Below are 14,990 nucleotides of genomic sequence, written 5' to 3' on the forward strand. Positions count from 1 at the left end.
CCAAGGAAGCCCTGCGGGGTCATCAACCTTTCGATTGAACCTTGGATCAGGCCTTCGCGCGAGGGATCCGTGAGGATCGCGGCGGCGGCCGTATGGATTCCGTGAGGACGGGCATCGCGGCCTCGCGGCGGGTATTGAATCAATTCCGCGCCCACCCGGGGCGCCCGGCCGGCGGGCCTTCCGCGACCGGTGTCCTCCGAATGGAGTCCATGGTGTTTGATCTCGTGTTCGTGATCGGAGTGATCGCGTTGTTCGCGGCCTTCGGCCTGCTGGGACGGGCGGTGGATCGACTGTGATCGTCTTCGAAATCATCGCTGTCGTGGGCGGCCTCGCCGCCCTCGTGTACCTCGTGTCCGCCCTCGCGAAGCCGGAGAAGTTCTGATGGAGTGGGGATACGCGGTGCTCGCGTTTGCAACGGTCGCCCTCGTCCTCGGCGTCCTCTACCGCCCGTTCGGCGACTACATGGCCTGGGCGTACCAGTCGACGAAGGACTGGGCGGTCGAGCGGGTCGCCTACCGGGTGATGGGCGTCGACCCGAAGTCTGAGCAGACCTGGCGCGCCTACCTGCGCGGGGTGCTCGCGTTCTCGGCGGTCGGCCTCCTCATCGTCTACGGCCTGCAGCGCTTGCAGCAGTGGCTGCCGTATTCGCTCGGCCTCGAGGCGCCGACCCCGTGGCTGTCGTTCAACACGGCCGCATCGTTCGTCGGCAACACGAACTGGCAGTCGTACTCGCCCGAGGTCACGCTCGGCTACACGGCGCAGTTCGCCGGCCTCGCCGTGCAGAACTTCACCTCGGCTGCCGTCGGCATGGCCGTCGCGATCGCGCTCGTGCGCGGCTTCGCGCTGCGCAAGACCGGCACGATCGGCAACTTCTGGGTGGATCTCACGCGCGGCACGGTCCGGATCCTTGTCCCGATCGCGGTCATCGGCGCGATCGTGCTCATGATCGCCGGCGCCGTGCAGAACTTCAACGGCTTCACGGAGGTCACGACGATCGCCGGCCAGACGCAGACGATCCCGGGCGGCCCGCTCGCCTCCCAGGAGGTCATCAAGCTCCTCGGCACGAACGGCGGCGGCTTCTACAACGCGAACTCGGCCCACCCCTTCGAGAACCCGACGGCCTGGACCAACATCTTCGAGATCCTGCTCATGCTGGTGATCCCGTTCGCGCTGCCGCGCACCTTCGGCAAGATGGTCGGCGACAACCGGCAGGGCCTCGCGATCGTCGCGGTCATGGCGCTCCTCTACACGATCTCCTTCACGGCGCTCACCGCGCTCGAGGGCGCGGGCCTCGGCACCGCCCCCCAGCTCGCCGGCGGCGCAATGGAGGGCAAGGAGGCGCGGCTCGGGATCATCGGCTCGACGCTCTTCACGACGACGAGCACGGGCACCTCGACGGGCGCGGTCTCGGCCATGCACGACTCGTACACGGCGCTCGGCGGCATGTTCCCGCTCCTCAACATGATGCTCGGCGAGGTGACGCCAGGTGGTGTCGGCTCCGGCCTGTACGGGATCCTCGTGCTCGCGATCATCACCGTGTTCATCGCCGGCCTCCTCATCGGCCGCACCCCCGAGTACCTGGGCAAGAAGATCGGGGCGCGCGAGATCAAGCTCGCGGCGCTCTACATCCTGATCATGCCGGTGCTCGTGCTCGCGGGCACGTCGCTCAGCTTCGCGATCCCCGGCGTCCGCGAGGAGGTCGCGGAGGTCTCGATCCTGAACCCGGGCATGCACGGCATGTCCGAGGTCCTCTACGCCTTCACCTCCGCCTCGAACAACAACGGCTCAGCCTTCGCGGGCATCACGGCGGACACGCCGTGGCTTGCGACGACGCTCGGGCTCGCGATCCTGATCGCGCGCTTCGGGCAGATGGTGCTCGTCCTCGCGCTCGCGGGTTCGCTCGCGAAGCAGGATCGCGTGCCGACGACGTCGGGCACGCTGCCCACGCACCGGCCGCTGTTCGTAGGGCTCCTCGCGTCGGTCACGGTCCTCGTGACAGCGCTCGTCTTCTTCCCCGTTCTCGCGCTGGGTCCCCTGGCGGAAGGGCTGATGTAACCATGACCACCACCGAATTCGTCGAAACGACGGAGCCTCAGCAGCACGCGCCGCGGCCGCCGAAGCGCCGCGGGCTCTCCTGGAGCCAGATCGGGGAGGCGTTCCCCGGGGCGTTCCGCAAGCTGCACCCTAGGGAGCAGTGGCACAACCCCGTCATGTTCATCGTGTGGGTCGGCGCCGTGCTCATCACGGCCGTCGCGATCGCCGAGCCGTTCCTCGGCGGGGCCGAGGCGTCGGGCGGATCGCCCGTTCCCGGCTCCTTCAGCGGCGCGATCGCCGTATGGCTGTGGCTCACGGTGCTCTTCGCGAACCTCGCCGAGTCGATCGCCGAGGGCCGCGGCAAGGCGCAGGCTGAGACGCTGCGGCGCACCCGCACGAGCACCCTCGCCGAGCGCGTCGACTCCTACGATGAGGCCGGGGATCCGGCGGCCGAGCGTGCAAGCACCACGAAGATCGCGTCGGCCGCGCTCGGCCTGGGCGACATCGTGGTCGTGACCGCGGGGGAGCTCATCCCCGGCGACGGCGACGTCGTGTGGGGCATCGCCTCCGTCGACGAGTCGGCGATCACGGGCGAGTCCGCCCCGGTCGTGCGCGAATCCGGCGGCGACCGCTCGGCGGTCACGGGCGGCACCCGCGTGCTGTCCGACCGGATCGTCGTGCGCATCACCTCCCGGCCCGGCGAGACCTTCGTCGACCGCATGATCGCGCTCGTCGAGGGGGCCGCGCGCCAGCGCACCCCCAACGAGATCGCGCTCAACATCCTGCTCGCGAGCCTCTCGATCGTGTTCGTCACGGTCGCGCTGACGCTGAACCCGATCGCGGGCTTCGCGGCGGCCCCCGTCAGCGTCACGGTGCTCGTGGCCCTCCTCGTGTGCCTGATCCCGACCACGATCGGGGCGCTGCTCTCGGCCATCGGCATCGCCGGCATGGACCGCCTCGTGCAGCGCAACGTGCTCGCGATGTCGGGCCGCGCGGTCGAGGCGGCGGGCGACGTGACGACCCTGCTCCTCGACAAGACGGGCACGATCACCTACGGCAACCGCCGCGCGAGCGACTTCGTGCCGCTCGCCTGGGTCGAGAAGCCCGAGCTGATCAGCGCCGCGGCGCTCTCCTCGCTCGCCGACCCGACCCCCGAGGGCACCTCGATCGTCGACCTCGCCGCCGATTTGGGCGTCAGCGTCCGGATGCCGGAGGCGAGCGAGATCGTCCCGTTCACGGCGCAGACCCGGATGTCGGGCCTCAACCTACCGGACGGCACCCAGATCAGGAAGGGCGCGGGATCCGCCGTCGTCGAGTGGGTCGAGAGCGACGGCGAGCAGCTGTCGGCCGCCCGCGCGACCGAGCTCCGCTCCGAGATCGAGGACATCTCGCAGGCGGGCGGCACGCCGCTCGTCGTCGCGATGAAGAAGCCGGGGGCAGAGGGCCGCGTGCTCGGCGTCGTCCACCTGAAGGACGTCGTCAAGGCCGGGCTCCCCGCCAAGTTCGCCGAGATGCGCTCGATGGGGATCCGGACCGTCATGATCACGGGTGACAACCCGCTCACGGCGGCCGCGATCGCCCGCGAGGCCGGCGTCGACGACTTCCTCGCCGAGGCCACCCCGGAGGACAAGCTCGCCTACATCCGCAAGGAGCAGGAGGGCGGCAACCTCGTCGCGATGACGGGCGACGGCACGAACGACGCCCCGGCGCTCGCGCAGGCGGACGTCGGCGTCGCGATGAACACGGGCACCTCGGCCGCGAAGGAGGCCGGCAACATGGTCGACCTCGACTCCGACCCGTCGAAGCTCATCGAGATCGTGCGCATCGGCAAGCAGCTGCTCATCACGCGCGGCGCGCTCACCACGTTCTCGATTGCGAACGACGTCGCGAAGTACTTCGCGATCATCCCCGCGATGTTCATGGGGGTGTTTCCCCAGCTCGGCGCGCTCAACGTCATGGGCCTGCACACGCCGGCCTCGGCGGTGCTCTCGGCGATCATCTTCAACGCGATCGTGATCGTGTTCCTGATCCCGCTCGCGCTGCGCGGCGTGAAGTACCGCCCGGGCAACGCCTCGAAGGTGCTCGGCCGAAACCTCGCGGTCTACGGCCTCGGCGGCCTCATCACCCCCTTCATCGGGATCTGGCTCATCGACCTCCTGGTCCGCCTCATTCCCGGTTTCTAGCGCGGGATCCGGATCCGGATCCGACCCCCCCCAACCGCCGGATCCGGATTCCGCCCCGACACCACAGACCCAATCTCCGAAGGAGAACCCACATGGCAACCACCACCCGCTCGGCGGCGCGCACGATCCTCGTCGCCGTGCGCTCCATGGCCCTCATCACCCTCGTGCTGGGGCTCGCGTACCCGTTCGCGATGACCGGCTTCGCGCAGCTCGCCCTGCCGTGGCAGGCCAACGGCTCGATGGTCACCGACGCGGGCGGCGAGCCTGTCGGCTCCGCGCTCATCGGCCAGAACTTCACGGACGCGGACGGCAATCCGCTGCCGCAGTACTTCCAGTCTCGACCGTCGGCCGCCGGCGACGACGGCTACGACGGTGGCGCCTCCTCCGGCTCGAACCTCGGGCCGGAGAACCCCGAGCTGATCGACGTGATCGCCGAGCGGAAGGCCCAGATCGCGGCGTTCAACGGGGTGCCGGAGTCGGCCATTCCGGCGGAGGCCGTCACGGCATCCGGATCCGGACTCGACCCGCACATCAGCCCCGCCTACGCGGAGCTCCAGGTGGCCCGCGTCGCCGAGGAGCGGGGCCTCGTGCCCGCGACCGTGCGCCGGCTCGTCGCGGACGCCACGAGCCCGCGGGATCTCACCTACCTCGGTGAGCCCGTCGTCAACGTCCTTAGGCTTAACCTGGCACTGGACGAGCTGAAGGAGTGATCATGTCGAAGCGGGGACGGCTGCGGGTCCTACTCGGGGCCGCCCCCGGTGTCGGCAAGACCTACGCGATGCTCGAGGAAGGCAAACGCCTGCTCAGCGAGGGTCGCGATGTCGTCATCGCCGTCGTGGAGACTCACGGGCGGGCCGCCACGGCGGCGATGACCGAGGGGATCGAGAGCGTGCCGCTCCTCACCCTCTCCCACAGGGGCGTGGGCCTCGCCGAGATGGATCTCGGCGGGGTCCTCGCTCGGGATCCGGATGTCGCCCTCGTCGACGAGCTGGCCCACACCGACGTCCCCGGCGCCGCGAACGAGAAGCGCTGGGAGGACGTCGAGGAGCTGCTCGCGGCCGGGATCGACGTGATCACGACCGTCAACATCCAGCACATCGAGTCGCTGAACGACGTGGTCGAGCGGATCACCGGGATCCCGCAGCGCGAAACCGTGCCGGATCAGTTCCTCCGCGGCGCCGACCAGATCGAGGTCGTCGACCTCGCGCCGCAGACCCTCCGCGACCGGCTCTCGGGTGGCCTCGTCTACCCGGCCGAGCGGATCGACGCCGCGCTCTCGAACTACTTCCGCCTCGGCAACCTCACGGCGCTCCGCGAACTCGCGCTCATCTGGCTCGCGGACGAGGTCGACCAGGCGCTCCTGCGCTACCGCTCCGAGCACGGCATCGAGGGTACGTGGGAGGCACGCGAGCGGGTCGTCGTGACGCTCGCGGGCGGCGCGGAGGGCGAGACGATGCTGCGCCGCGGTGCCCGGATCGCCTCGCGCACCTCGGGCGGCGAGCTCATCGCCGTGCACATCATCAGCCCGGACGGCCTGCGCGCCCAGAATCCGGCGGCGCTCACGCAGCAGCGCAGGCTCGTGGAGAAGCTCGGCGGCAGCTTCCACCAGATCACGGGGGAGGACATCCCGTCGGCGCTCGTCGCCTTCGCGCGCTCCGTGAACGCGACGCAGCTCGTGCTCGGCGTGAGCCGGCGCGGCCGCCTCGGCGCGCTCCTCGGGGGGCCCGGGATCGGCGCGACCGTGATCCGCGAGGCCGGCGACATCGACGTGCACATCGTGAACCACGCCGCGGCAGGCGGCGGGCTCGCGCTGCCGCGCCTCGGCGGCGCGCTCACACGGAAGCGGCAGCTGCTCGGCTTCCTGGTCGCGCTCGCCGGCGGGCCGCTCCTCACCTGGGTGCTCCGGATGTTCGACGCGCCCGACGCGATCACCACGAATGTGCTGAGCTACCAGCTGCTCGTCGTGCTCGTCGCGATCGTGGGCGGGATCTGGCCTGCGCTCTTCGCCGCCGTGCTCTCGGGCATCACGCTCGACTACTACTTCATCAACCCCATCCACACGATCACGATCAGCGAGCCGAGCCACCTGCTCGCGCTCGCGCTGTACGTGCTGAACGCCCTGCTCGTGAGCTTCATCGTGGACCGCGCCGCGCGGCAGACGCGCGCCGCGCGGCGGGCCGCCGCCGAGTCCGAGCTGCTGCAGACCGTCGCCGGCAGCGTGCTCCGGGGGCAGGACGCGATCCCGGCCCTCATCGAGCGCACGCGGGAGGCCTTCGGCCTGGAGCTCGTGCGGCTGCGCGACGGCGACCGGATCGTCGCCGAGTGCGGGGATCCCGTGCCCGGCTCCCTGCCGGGCGAGGTCGTGCCGCTCGAGGGGGAGGCGACGCTCGAGCTGCGCGGGGTCGCGCCCGGAGCCGGGGACCGGCGGCTGCTCGCGGCCATCGTCGCCCAGCTCAACGCGGCTCTCGCGCACCGCGGCCTCGAGGAGGTCGCGAGCGAGGTCGGCCCGCTCGCCGCGACCGACAAGGTGCGCAGCGCCCTGCTCTCGGCGCTCAGCCACGACCTGCGCCGCCCGCTCGCGAGCGCGACGGCCGCCGTCGGCGGGCTGCGCATGACGGGCGACGCGCTCTCGCCGCACGACCGCGAGGAGCTGCTCGAAACCGCAGATGAGAGCCTCACGGCGCTCGCGAAGCTCGTGACCGACCTGCTCGACGTGAGCCGGCTGCAGGCGGGCGTGCTTGCCGTGACGCCCGTGCCCGTCGACCCGGCGGGCGTCGTCGCGACGGCGCTCGACGAGCTCGGCAGCGGCCCCGACAGCGTCGAGATAGCCGTCGACCCCGACACCCCCGAGGCCCTCGCCGATCCGGTGCTGCTGCAGCGGGTGCTCGTGAACCTGCTGATCAACGCAATGCGCCACGCGCCCGAGGGCTCGCGCGTGCTCGTGAGCACGAGCGCGTTCGGCGGCCGCGTCGAGCTCCGCGTGATCGACCACGGGCCCGGGATCCCCGCCGAGCGGCGCGACGACGTGTTCGTGCCGTTCCAGCGGCGCGGCGACACCGACAACACGACCGGGCTCGGGCTCGGACTCGCGCTCTCCAAGGGGTTCGTCGAGGGCATGGGCGGCACGCTCTCGCCCGAGGACACCCCGGGCGGCGGGCTCACGATGGTGGTGTCGCTGCCTGAGGCTGATCCGGCGCCTGATCCGGCGCCTGATCCGGCGCCCGCCGTGTCCGCTTTTACCCCTGATGAGGAGCAGATATGAGGATCCTGATCGCCGATGACGACCCGCAGATCCTGCGGGCGCTGAGCATCACGCTGACCGCGAAGGGCTACGAGGTGCTCACGGCGCGCGACGGGGCCGAGGCGGTCTCGGTCGCGGCCGACCACCACCCCGAGCTCTTCCTGCTCGACCTTGGCATGCCGAAGATGGACGGCGTCACGGTGATCGAGGGCCTGCGCGGCTGGACCGAGGCGCCGATCCTCGTCGTCTCGGGGCGTACGGGGGCCTCCGACAAGGTGGAGGCGCTCGACGCCGGGGCAGACGACTACGTCACGAAGCCGTTCTCGATCGAGGAACTCCTGGCGCGGATCCGGGCCCTGACCAGGCGCGGAAACCAGCGCGCCGAGGAGTCTCCCGTGGTGCGCTTCGGCGAGGTGACGGTCGACCTCGCGGCGCGCAGCGTGACGCGGGCGCGGGGCGGCGCCTCTGCGCCCGGCGAGCCGCATGCGGTGCGGTTGACGCCGACGGAGTGGCAGGTGCTCGAGCTGCTCGTGCGCAACCCGGGGCGGCTCGTGACCAGGCACACCCTGCTCACCTCGATCTGGGGCACGGACCACGTCACCGACACCGGCTACCTCCGCCTCTACATGTCGCAGCTGCGAAAGAAGCTTGAGGTCGACCCGGCGGCCCCGCGCCACCTCCTGACGGAGGCCGGCATGGGCTACCGCCTGGCGCTCGACCCGCCGCCGCCCGCCCCGCCTGCCCCGCCCGCGCCGCCCGCGCTGCCCGTCCCGCCCGCGCCGCCCCTCTCCTGAGTTGACCCAAACTGCGCCCTGGAGCGCTCTAACCCGCCACTTTGGGTCAACTCAGCCCGGTGCCGCGCCTCGCGGCACCGGATCCAGGCCCTCAGTTGACCCAAACTGACCCCTGGAGCGCTCCAAGCCGTCACTTTGGGTCAACTCAAGCGGCCACCGGCCCGTCAGGCCGCTCACCCGCGCCGCCGCACCAAGCGCCGCCGCCCCACGCCGCCGCTTCGGCACCCCGGCCCGCCACCCGGCCGGACCGGCGGCCGCGGCAGCGGCAGCGGCCGCGGCGCAGCCGGCCGGCCAGCCGGCCAGGGTTACGCGTCGGGGGGCGACTCGCCCGCGCTGGGGTCGTACCCGGCCTCGATCAGGGTTTCTGCTCGCTCGGTGTGGGGGGAGAGGTCGAGCATGTCGGCGTGCAGGCCGAGGTCGCGGTCCGCGTGCAGTGCCATGGTGTGGGCTGCATCGCGGACGTCGCGCCCGGCGATCGCGGCGAGCAGTGCCGCGTGGTCGTGGTTCATGGTTTCGCGCGATGTCCCGAGGAAGACCTTTCCCGCGAGGCTCGCGTCTCGCAGCACGGCCATGACGCCCGTGTAGAGGTCGAGCAGCAGCCGGCTTCCGCTGGCCTCGACGATGAGGCGGTGGAAGGAGCCCGGCCGGGTCGTGTCGTCGCAGCGCTCGGGGCACGCGTCGCCCGTGCCGGATCCGTCAATGCTCGCTTCGTAGCTCGCGCGGAGCGCCGCGAGCTGCTCATCGCTCCGCTTGACCGCCGCGGTCTGAGCGGCCTCGATCTCGAGCGATCGGCGGTAGACCAGGACTTCCTCGAGATCCTGGTCGGCAAGGAAGGCGGTCAGGATCGAACTCACCGGCGTGCGCGACTGCACGAAGGTGCCGACGCCTGGCACAGTCTTCAGCATGCCGAGCGTCGCGAGCGAGCGCACGGCCTCCCGCACGGTCGACTTGCCGACGCCGATGAGCTCCATGAGCTCTGGTTCCTTCGGGATCGGGGAACCGACCGGCCATTCTCCGCTGGAGATCCGGGAACGGAGATAGGCGAGCGTGTCGCGCGCCTTCTGCGAGCCGCTCTGTGTCGTAAGCATGGGAACCTCCGGAACCGCCGACCGGATCCGGTCCAGCCCCTCGATGATAGCGTTTCGCGCATCACGCACGGGCGTCGGCCCGAGAACCTCAGGCGATCATCAGGTGCCTGATCAGGGCGAGATTTTAGCGAAGCGCCTCGCGGGAAGTCGGGCGAGAAGCGCGCGGACCCAGCTCCGCGCGGACGATCGATGGCGACCGGAGCAAATCCGGCGAGTTTAGCGAAAGCCGCAGATCAGGTCCACTACATCAGATCTATCACATCAGATGTACAGGAACGCTGGGATAGCGTACGCCGTATGACCTCCGCTGTACTTCCCTACGATGCCCTGCTCATCTGCTCTTTCGGAGGCCCGAACGGCCTCGACGACGTCATCCCCTTCCTGCGCAACGTCACGCGCGGCAAGAATATCCCCGAGGATCGCCTCGCCGAGGTCGGCGAGCACTATCACCGCTTCGATGGGCGCAGTCCGATCAACGAGCAGAATCTCGCGCTCGTGGGGGCGATCCGTGCGGAACTCGCTCGGCGCGGGATCGAGCTGCCGGTCGTCTGGAGTAATCGCAACTGGCACCCGTACACGGTCGATACGCTGCGCGACGCTGCCGCGTTTGGCGCTCAGCGCGTGCTGACGCTCGTGACGAGCGCCTATGCTTCGTACTCCGGCAGCCGCCAGTACCGCGAGCACCTCGCGGCCGCGCGCGCAGAACTCGGCGCCGACCACGCTCCTCAGATCGACATGTTGCGCCCCTTCTTCAACGACCCCGGCTTCGTCGAGGCGAACCTCGAGGCCATCGTCGAGGCGGCAGACGAGCTCGACGGCGGGTTCGACGGCGCCCACATCGTCTACGTGACGCACTCGATCCCGGACACCATGCAGGACGCCTCCGCGGTTACCGGCCCCGGCTACCGCGAGCAGCACGAGGACGTGCGGGCTGTCATCGACGCCGCACTCGCAGCGCGCCATGGAGCCGAGGTCGAGTCCTCGCTCGCCTACTGCTCGCGCTCGGGCGACCCCCGCGTCCCGTGGCTCGAGCCCGACGTGAATGACCACATCGCGGAGCTCGCGGCCCGCGGCGTCACGAAGATCGTGATCGCCCCGATCGGCTTCATCTCCGACCACATGGAGGTCGCGTTCGATCTCGACATCGAGGCGCTCGAAACCGCGTCCGAGCACGGGATCCAGGCCGTGCGCGCCGGCACGGCGAGCGTGCGCCCCGCGTTCATCGCCGGGCTCGTCGACCTGGTGCTCGAGCGCGCGGCGCGGGAGCGCGGCGAGACCCCGAGCGCCCGCACCGCTGGCGCGCTCGGCGCGCTGCCCGACGTCGCGCCTCCCGGCAGCTGCCGCATGCGCCACGGCGAGGTCACGGGGATCCCGGTGCTCGCCGGCGAGGAGGACTGAGCCCGGATCCGGATCCTGATCCTGGTCCGGATCCGGATCCGGCGCCAACCACACCGAGGAATTCGAAAGAGGAGGAATCATGGCTGAAGCAGTCCATCCCGTCGTCGACCATTCCGGCGTCGCGGAGTCGATCAACGAGTCGGTGAACTACACGATGTACGCGGTGTTCCGCGAGGAGCGGTCCGTCGCGTCTCCGGGCGTAGGCGCGGCGGGCGCCGTGCTCGACCGGCTCGAAGCGCTCGCGGCGGATCAGCACCTCACGGTGCGCGGCTGGTACGACGTCTCGGGATTCCGCGCCGACGCCGACGTGCTCGTGTGGCTGCACGCGCCGACGCCCGAGGCCCTGCAAGCCGGCTACCGCGCCGTGCTCGAGGGCTCCGGCGGCCGCTTTGCGCCGGTCTGGTCGACGATCGGCGTGCACCGCGCGGCGGAGTTCAACCGCGCGCACGTCCCCGCATTCCTCGCGGGGGAGGCTCCGCGCGGCTACCTCTGCGTGTATCCGTTCGTGCGCGGGCGCGAGTGGTACCTCCTGCCCGAGGAGGAGCGGCGCGAGCTGCTCCGGGAGCACGGGGCCGCCGCGCGAGACTATCGGGACGTGCTCGCGAACACGGTCGCCTCGTTTGCCCTGGGGGACTACGAGTGGCTGCTCGGGTTCGAGGCCGACGAGCTGATCCGGATCGTGGATCTCATGCGCGAGCTGCGTGCGACGGGCGCGCGGCGCCACGTCATCGAGGAGACACCGTTCTTCACGGGCCCGCTGCGGCCCGCCGAGGAATTGCTCGCGCGCGCCCTCACGTGACCCGTCGCCCCGCATGGAATGTGATAATCCACAGTGAGTTGTTAGCTTCTATATAGAAAACACTCGAGTCGGGCGCCCACTGCCCGCAGGGGAGGGGTCGACCATGCCGAAGAACGAGCCGCCGGGTCGCTTGAAGCGCGCAATCCAGAAGGTGGCCGATGCGCCGGCCTCGCCCCCGCACCCCGGTCTCATCCCCGGGATCGGGGTCGAAGACACCGGGGTCCGCTTCCCGACCAACAAGGTCGTGCTCGCGGGTGCGGTGCTCGCGACGCTCGGCGTGGTGATCTGGGCATTCGTCTCGCCGCAGTCGTTGTCAGACACGGGAACGAACTCCCTCGCCTGGGTCACCGAGAACTTCGGCTGGCTCTTCGGTGCGCTCGCCATCGCCATCGCGATCTTCATGCTCACGGTGGGCTACGGCCGCACCGGGGGCATCCGGCTTGGTGCCGACGACGAGGAGCCCGAGTTCTCGACCGCGTCGTGGATCTCGATGCTCTTCGCTGCGGGGCTCGGGATCGGGCTGCTCTTCTACGGGCCGCTCGAGCCCCTCACCTACTTCCTTGATCCGTCGCCGAGCCAGAGCGTCGAGCCGGGCACCACCGCGGCGATCCTGCCCGCGATGGCGCAGACGATCCTGCACTGGGGTCCGATCGCGTGGGCCTTCTACGCACTCGTCGGCGGCGCGATCGCCTACAACGCCTACCGGCGCGGCCGTGCACCGCTCATCTCGGCGCTCTTCGAGCCGGTATTTCCCGGGGCGACGCACCGGGTGCTCGGGCGCTTCATCGACTTCTTCGCGATCATCGTCACCCTCTTCGGCACCGCCGTCTCGCTCGGGATCGGGGCGCTCCAGATCCAGAGCGGCTTCATGCTCGTGACCGGGATCGGGCCGCTCGGCAACGTCTTCCTGATCGGTTCGATCGCCGTGCTCACCTCGCTGTTCATCGCGTCTGCCGTGTCGGGCGTGAAGCGCGGGATCCGGCTCCTCTCGAACACGAACATGATCCTGACCGGGGCGCTCGCCCTGTTCGTGTTCGTTGCTGGGCCGACCGTGTTCATCCTCAACTACATGCCGGCGTCGCTCGTCGAGTTCGTGCACCAGCTCGGCGCGATGCTCACGCTCAACGCGAACGACGGCCCGGACGCCGTCGAGTTCCTGGGCTCGTGGACCACGTACTACTGGGCGTGGTGGGTGTCGTGGACGCCGTTCGTCGGCATGTTCATCGCGAAGATCTCGCGCGGGCGCACGCTGCGTGAGTTCGTGACCACGGTCGTGCTGGTGCCGTCCGCGATCGTGATCGCGTGGTTCGTCGTCTATGGCGGAACGGCCATTTTCATGACGCAGCAGGGCGCAGACCTGCAGAGCGGGGGCACGAGCGAGGAGGTGCTCTTCCAGCTGCTCCAGAGGCTGCCGCTCGGCTTCATCACCTCGGTCATCGCGATGGTCGCGGTCGTTATCTTCTTCGTCACGGCGGCGGACTCCGCCTCGATCGTGATGGCCTCCATGTCGCAGGGCGGACGCCCCGAGCCAGCGAAGTGGGTCACGATCCTCTGGGGGCTCCTCCTGGGGCTCATCGCGATCGCCCTGCTGCTCGCGGGCGGCAAGTCAGCGCTCTCGGGGCTGCAGGCCCTCATGGTCGTCTCGGCGCTGCCGTTCGCGTTCATCGTGATCGGGATCATGTTCGCGTGGGCGAGGGATCTCCGCACGGATCCGTACCTGATCAGGCGCCGATACGCGCGGGCCGCGATCGCGCAGGGCGTGAGGCGCGGGATCGACGAGTACGGCGACGACTTCGTGTTCGAGGCGAGCGAGGTGCCCTCGGACGAGGGCGCGGGCGCGGGCTTCAACAGCTCGGACCCGGCGCTCACGGACTGGTACGTCGAGGCGACGACGGGGCCCATGGAGAAGGTGAGCTCCGAGGACGTGCGCCGCGTGCTCGAGCCCGGGCGCATCCAGCCGCCCGGCAAGGACCTGCCGTCGCGTGCAGCCTCCGGCGAGGCGTCGATGACGGTTGGCGAGGAGGCGCGTGAGGCGCGCGAGGCGCGCGGCCGGGGCCGGGGTCGTGGGCGTGGCCGGGGCCGAGCGCACCGCGCGGCCGGGGAGCCCGATGAGGATCCGGGCCCGGATCCGGATCCGGGCCCGAACGAGCGTTCCTGACCCCGCGTTTCCCCAGGCTCTCCACCCCTGTGGATAACTCTGTGTGAAACCTTGTGGGCCGCCTGTGGAAAGTGCTGCGGGTGGGCGGTAAATCCCGGCAAGTTCGCGTCGTTGCAAGGCTCGAACACGTCTTCGAAACTACACCGCTGTAGTTTGCGTCTCGTCGCCCCTGTGGATAACCTCCCACTCCGCCGGAGGCGGTTGTTAGCGATTTTGGGGCTTCGCGGCGCGCGGAAGCCCCAAAATCGCTAACAACCGCCTGGCCCGTCCGGGGGCGGGGAGCCAGCAGGGGACGCGGGCGGCGTAGTCCGCGAAGGGGGCGCCGAAGCGCGCCTCGAGGTCCGCCTCCTCGTGTGGGCGCACGCCCCAGTTCCAGACGAGCGAGCCGCACAGCGCATACGCGACGACGAGCCACGAGCCGAGCATGAGCCCGACCGCGACCCCCTGCGCGATCCCCGCGACCGCCATCGGATTGCGCACGAAGCGATACGGGCCGGTCAGCACGAGCTTCTGCGCCGTCGAGGAGGGGAGCGGCGTGCCCTCACCCCGGACGGACATCGCGAGCGCCGACCACAGTCCGAGCGCGCTCGCCGCAGCGAACAGCGCGATCCCGAGCCAGCGCGCCCACGCGAGCAAGGTGCCAAGCGCGCTGCCGAGCGCCCCGCCAAGCGCCCCGCCAAGCGCCCCACCAAGGTCCCGGATCCCGACCCCCCAGCGCGCCTCGAACCAGGCGATCGCGAGCGGAATGACCGCGAGGAAGAGGCCCCAGAAGAGGAGAAGCTGCAGTGCGGTTCCGCCGACGTGGGCGGCGCGCCCACCGCGGGCGTCCGCCTCGCGGAAGCGGAAGGGGCCGATGAGCAGGAGTTCGGTCGGAAGCCGGCCGATCGTGACGAGGCAGAGCGCCGCGGCGCCGCACGCGGCCGCCGCGACCATGAGGAGCGCGCCCCAGCCGGCGAGCCCCGTGGCGGTCGCGTAGCCGACCATGCCGACCGCGACGAGCGCGGTCCAGCAGGCCGCGACCCACGCTGCGGCGCGCAGGCCGAGCGCCGCGAGCGCCGAGGCCAGAACGAAGAGCGGGATGTCGAGCGCCGCGACCCACACGGGCGGGAGCCCGCCGAGGGTGAGCGCTCGCACCGGGTCCCAGGTGAACACGCCGATCCACCAGAGGGCGCCGGCCGTCGCCTGCAGCGCGAAGTAGGTACGGCCGAGGGTGGATCCGGTCACGGCGCACCCCCTTCGCGGGCCAGGGTGGCGCGCCTCCCGATCAGCCTAGCGAGTGGGGCGAACTGCCCGCT

The 14,990-nt window shown here is 70.5% G+C and carries 12 protein-coding genes; 10 read left to right on the forward strand and 2 right to left on the reverse strand.

What is annotated here, in order from left to right; translation table 11 throughout:
* Positions 1-41 precede the first annotated feature (41 nt).
* From ACOPJ3_RS02280 to ACOPJ3_RS02310, 7 genes are all read left to right on the forward strand, one after another.
* Positions 42-296, forward strand: coding sequence for a hypothetical protein (locus tag ACOPJ3_RS02280; RefSeq protein ID WP_427870212.1), 255 nt, complete (start codon positions 42-44; stop codon positions 294-296).
* On the forward strand, positions 293-382 hold the full coding sequence (locus ACOPJ3_RS02285; RefSeq protein ID WP_427870213.1) for a potassium-transporting ATPase subunit F: 90 nt from the start codon (positions 293-295) through the stop codon (positions 380-382). The genes ACOPJ3_RS02280 and ACOPJ3_RS02285 overlap by 4 nt, the downstream gene beginning before the upstream one ends.
* A complete protein-coding gene (gene kdpA / locus ACOPJ3_RS02290) occupies positions 382-2,055 on the forward strand; it encodes a potassium-transporting ATPase subunit KdpA (protein ID WP_427870214.1) in 1,674 nt (557 codons plus the stop codon). The genes ACOPJ3_RS02285 and kdpA overlap by 1 nt, the downstream gene beginning before the upstream one ends.
* A 2-nt stretch (positions 2,056-2,057) precedes the next feature.
* Positions 2,058-4,217: a potassium-transporting ATPase subunit KdpB gene (kdpB, locus tag ACOPJ3_RS02295; protein WP_427870215.1), complete on the forward strand. Its 2,160-nt coding sequence runs from the start codon at positions 2,058-2,060 to the stop codon at positions 4,215-4,217.
* Positions 4,218-4,309: 92 nt separating this feature from the next.
* The gene (gene kdpC, locus ACOPJ3_RS02300) at positions 4,310-4,927 is read left to right on the forward strand and encodes a potassium-transporting ATPase subunit KdpC (protein ID WP_427870216.1); all 618 of its coding nucleotides are present in this window, start codon (positions 4,310-4,312) and stop codon (positions 4,925-4,927) included.
* A gap of 2 nt (positions 4,928-4,929) precedes the next feature.
* Positions 4,930-7,479 (forward strand): ATP-binding protein, encoded by a 2,550-nt coding sequence (locus ACOPJ3_RS02305; protein WP_427870217.1) that lies wholly within the window; start codon positions 4,930-4,932, stop codon positions 7,477-7,479.
* Complete coding sequence (locus ACOPJ3_RS02310) at positions 7,476-8,252, forward strand: response regulator (protein WP_427870218.1); 777 nt, start codon at positions 7,476-7,478, stop codon at positions 8,250-8,252. The genes ACOPJ3_RS02305 and ACOPJ3_RS02310 overlap by 4 nt, the downstream gene beginning before the upstream one ends.
* Positions 8,253-8,557: 305 nt before the next feature.
* Here ACOPJ3_RS02310 and ACOPJ3_RS02315 read toward each other — a convergent pair whose 3' ends face one another.
* On the reverse strand, positions 8,558-9,340 hold the full coding sequence (locus ACOPJ3_RS02315) for a FadR/GntR family transcriptional regulator (protein WP_427870219.1): 783 nt from the start codon (positions 9,338-9,340) through the stop codon (positions 8,558-8,560).
* 297 nt (positions 9,341-9,637) lie between these two features.
* On the opposite strand from ACOPJ3_RS02315, the gene ACOPJ3_RS02320 reads away from it, so the two are divergent.
* The 3 genes from ACOPJ3_RS02320 (at position 9,638) to ACOPJ3_RS02330 (ending at position 13,695) form a co-directional block, all read left to right on the forward strand.
* The gene (locus ACOPJ3_RS02320) at positions 9,638-10,738 is read left to right on the forward strand and encodes a ferrochelatase (RefSeq protein WP_427870220.1); all 1,101 of its coding nucleotides are present in this window, start codon (positions 9,638-9,640) and stop codon (positions 10,736-10,738) included.
* Between the two features lie 79 nt (positions 10,739-10,817).
* On the forward strand, positions 10,818-11,537 hold the full coding sequence (gene hemQ / locus ACOPJ3_RS02325) for a hydrogen peroxide-dependent heme synthase (protein ID WP_427870221.1): 720 nt from the start codon (positions 10,818-10,820) through the stop codon (positions 11,535-11,537).
* Positions 11,538-11,640: 103 nt separating this feature from the next.
* Complete coding sequence (locus ACOPJ3_RS02330; RefSeq protein WP_427870222.1) at positions 11,641-13,695, forward strand: BCCT family transporter; 2,055 nt, start codon at positions 11,641-11,643, stop codon at positions 13,693-13,695.
* 204 nt (positions 13,696-13,899) lie between these two features.
* On the opposite strand, the gene ACOPJ3_RS02335 is transcribed toward ACOPJ3_RS02330, so the two are convergent.
* A complete protein-coding gene (locus ACOPJ3_RS02335; RefSeq protein ID WP_427870223.1) occupies positions 13,900-14,919 on the reverse strand; it encodes a methyltransferase family protein in 1,020 nt (339 codons plus the stop codon).
* Positions 14,920-14,990 lie beyond the last annotated feature (71 nt).

It is taken from the genome of Leucobacter luti, assembly GCF_050310065.1.
GTDB classification, from domain to species: Bacteria; Actinomycetota; Actinomycetes; order Actinomycetales; family Microbacteriaceae; genus Leucobacter; species Leucobacter luti_B.

Bases quoted from the DNA above. Each gene is read 5' to 3' on its own strand.
- kdpC (WP_427870216.1), top strand. From the start codon at position 4,310: ATGGCAACCACCACCCGCTCGGCGGCGCGCACGATCCTCGTCGCCGTG.
- ACOPJ3_RS02310 (WP_427870218.1), top strand. From the start codon at position 7,476: ATGAGGATCCTGATCGCCGATGACGACCCGCAGATCCTGCGGGCGCTG.
- kdpB (WP_427870215.1), top strand. From the start codon at position 2,058: ATGACCACCACCGAATTCGTCGAAACGACGGAGCCTCAGCAGCACGCG.
- ACOPJ3_RS02330 (WP_427870222.1), top strand. From the start codon at position 11,641: ATGCCGAAGAACGAGCCGCCGGGTCGCTTGAAGCGCGCAATCCAGAAG.
- hemQ (WP_427870221.1), top strand. From the start codon at position 10,818: ATGGCTGAAGCAGTCCATCCCGTCGTCGACCATTCCGGCGTCGCGGAG.
- ACOPJ3_RS02315 (WP_427870219.1), bottom strand. From the start codon at position 9,340: ATGCTTACGACACAGAGCGGCTCGCAGAAGGCGCGCGACACGCTCGCC.
- ACOPJ3_RS02305 (WP_427870217.1), top strand. From the start codon at position 4,930: ATGTCGAAGCGGGGACGGCTGCGGGTCCTACTCGGGGCCGCCCCCGGT.
- kdpA (WP_427870214.1), top strand. From the start codon at position 382: ATGGAGTGGGGATACGCGGTGCTCGCGTTTGCAACGGTCGCCCTCGTC.
- ACOPJ3_RS02320 (WP_427870220.1), top strand. From the start codon at position 9,638: ATGACCTCCGCTGTACTTCCCTACGATGCCCTGCTCATCTGCTCTTTC.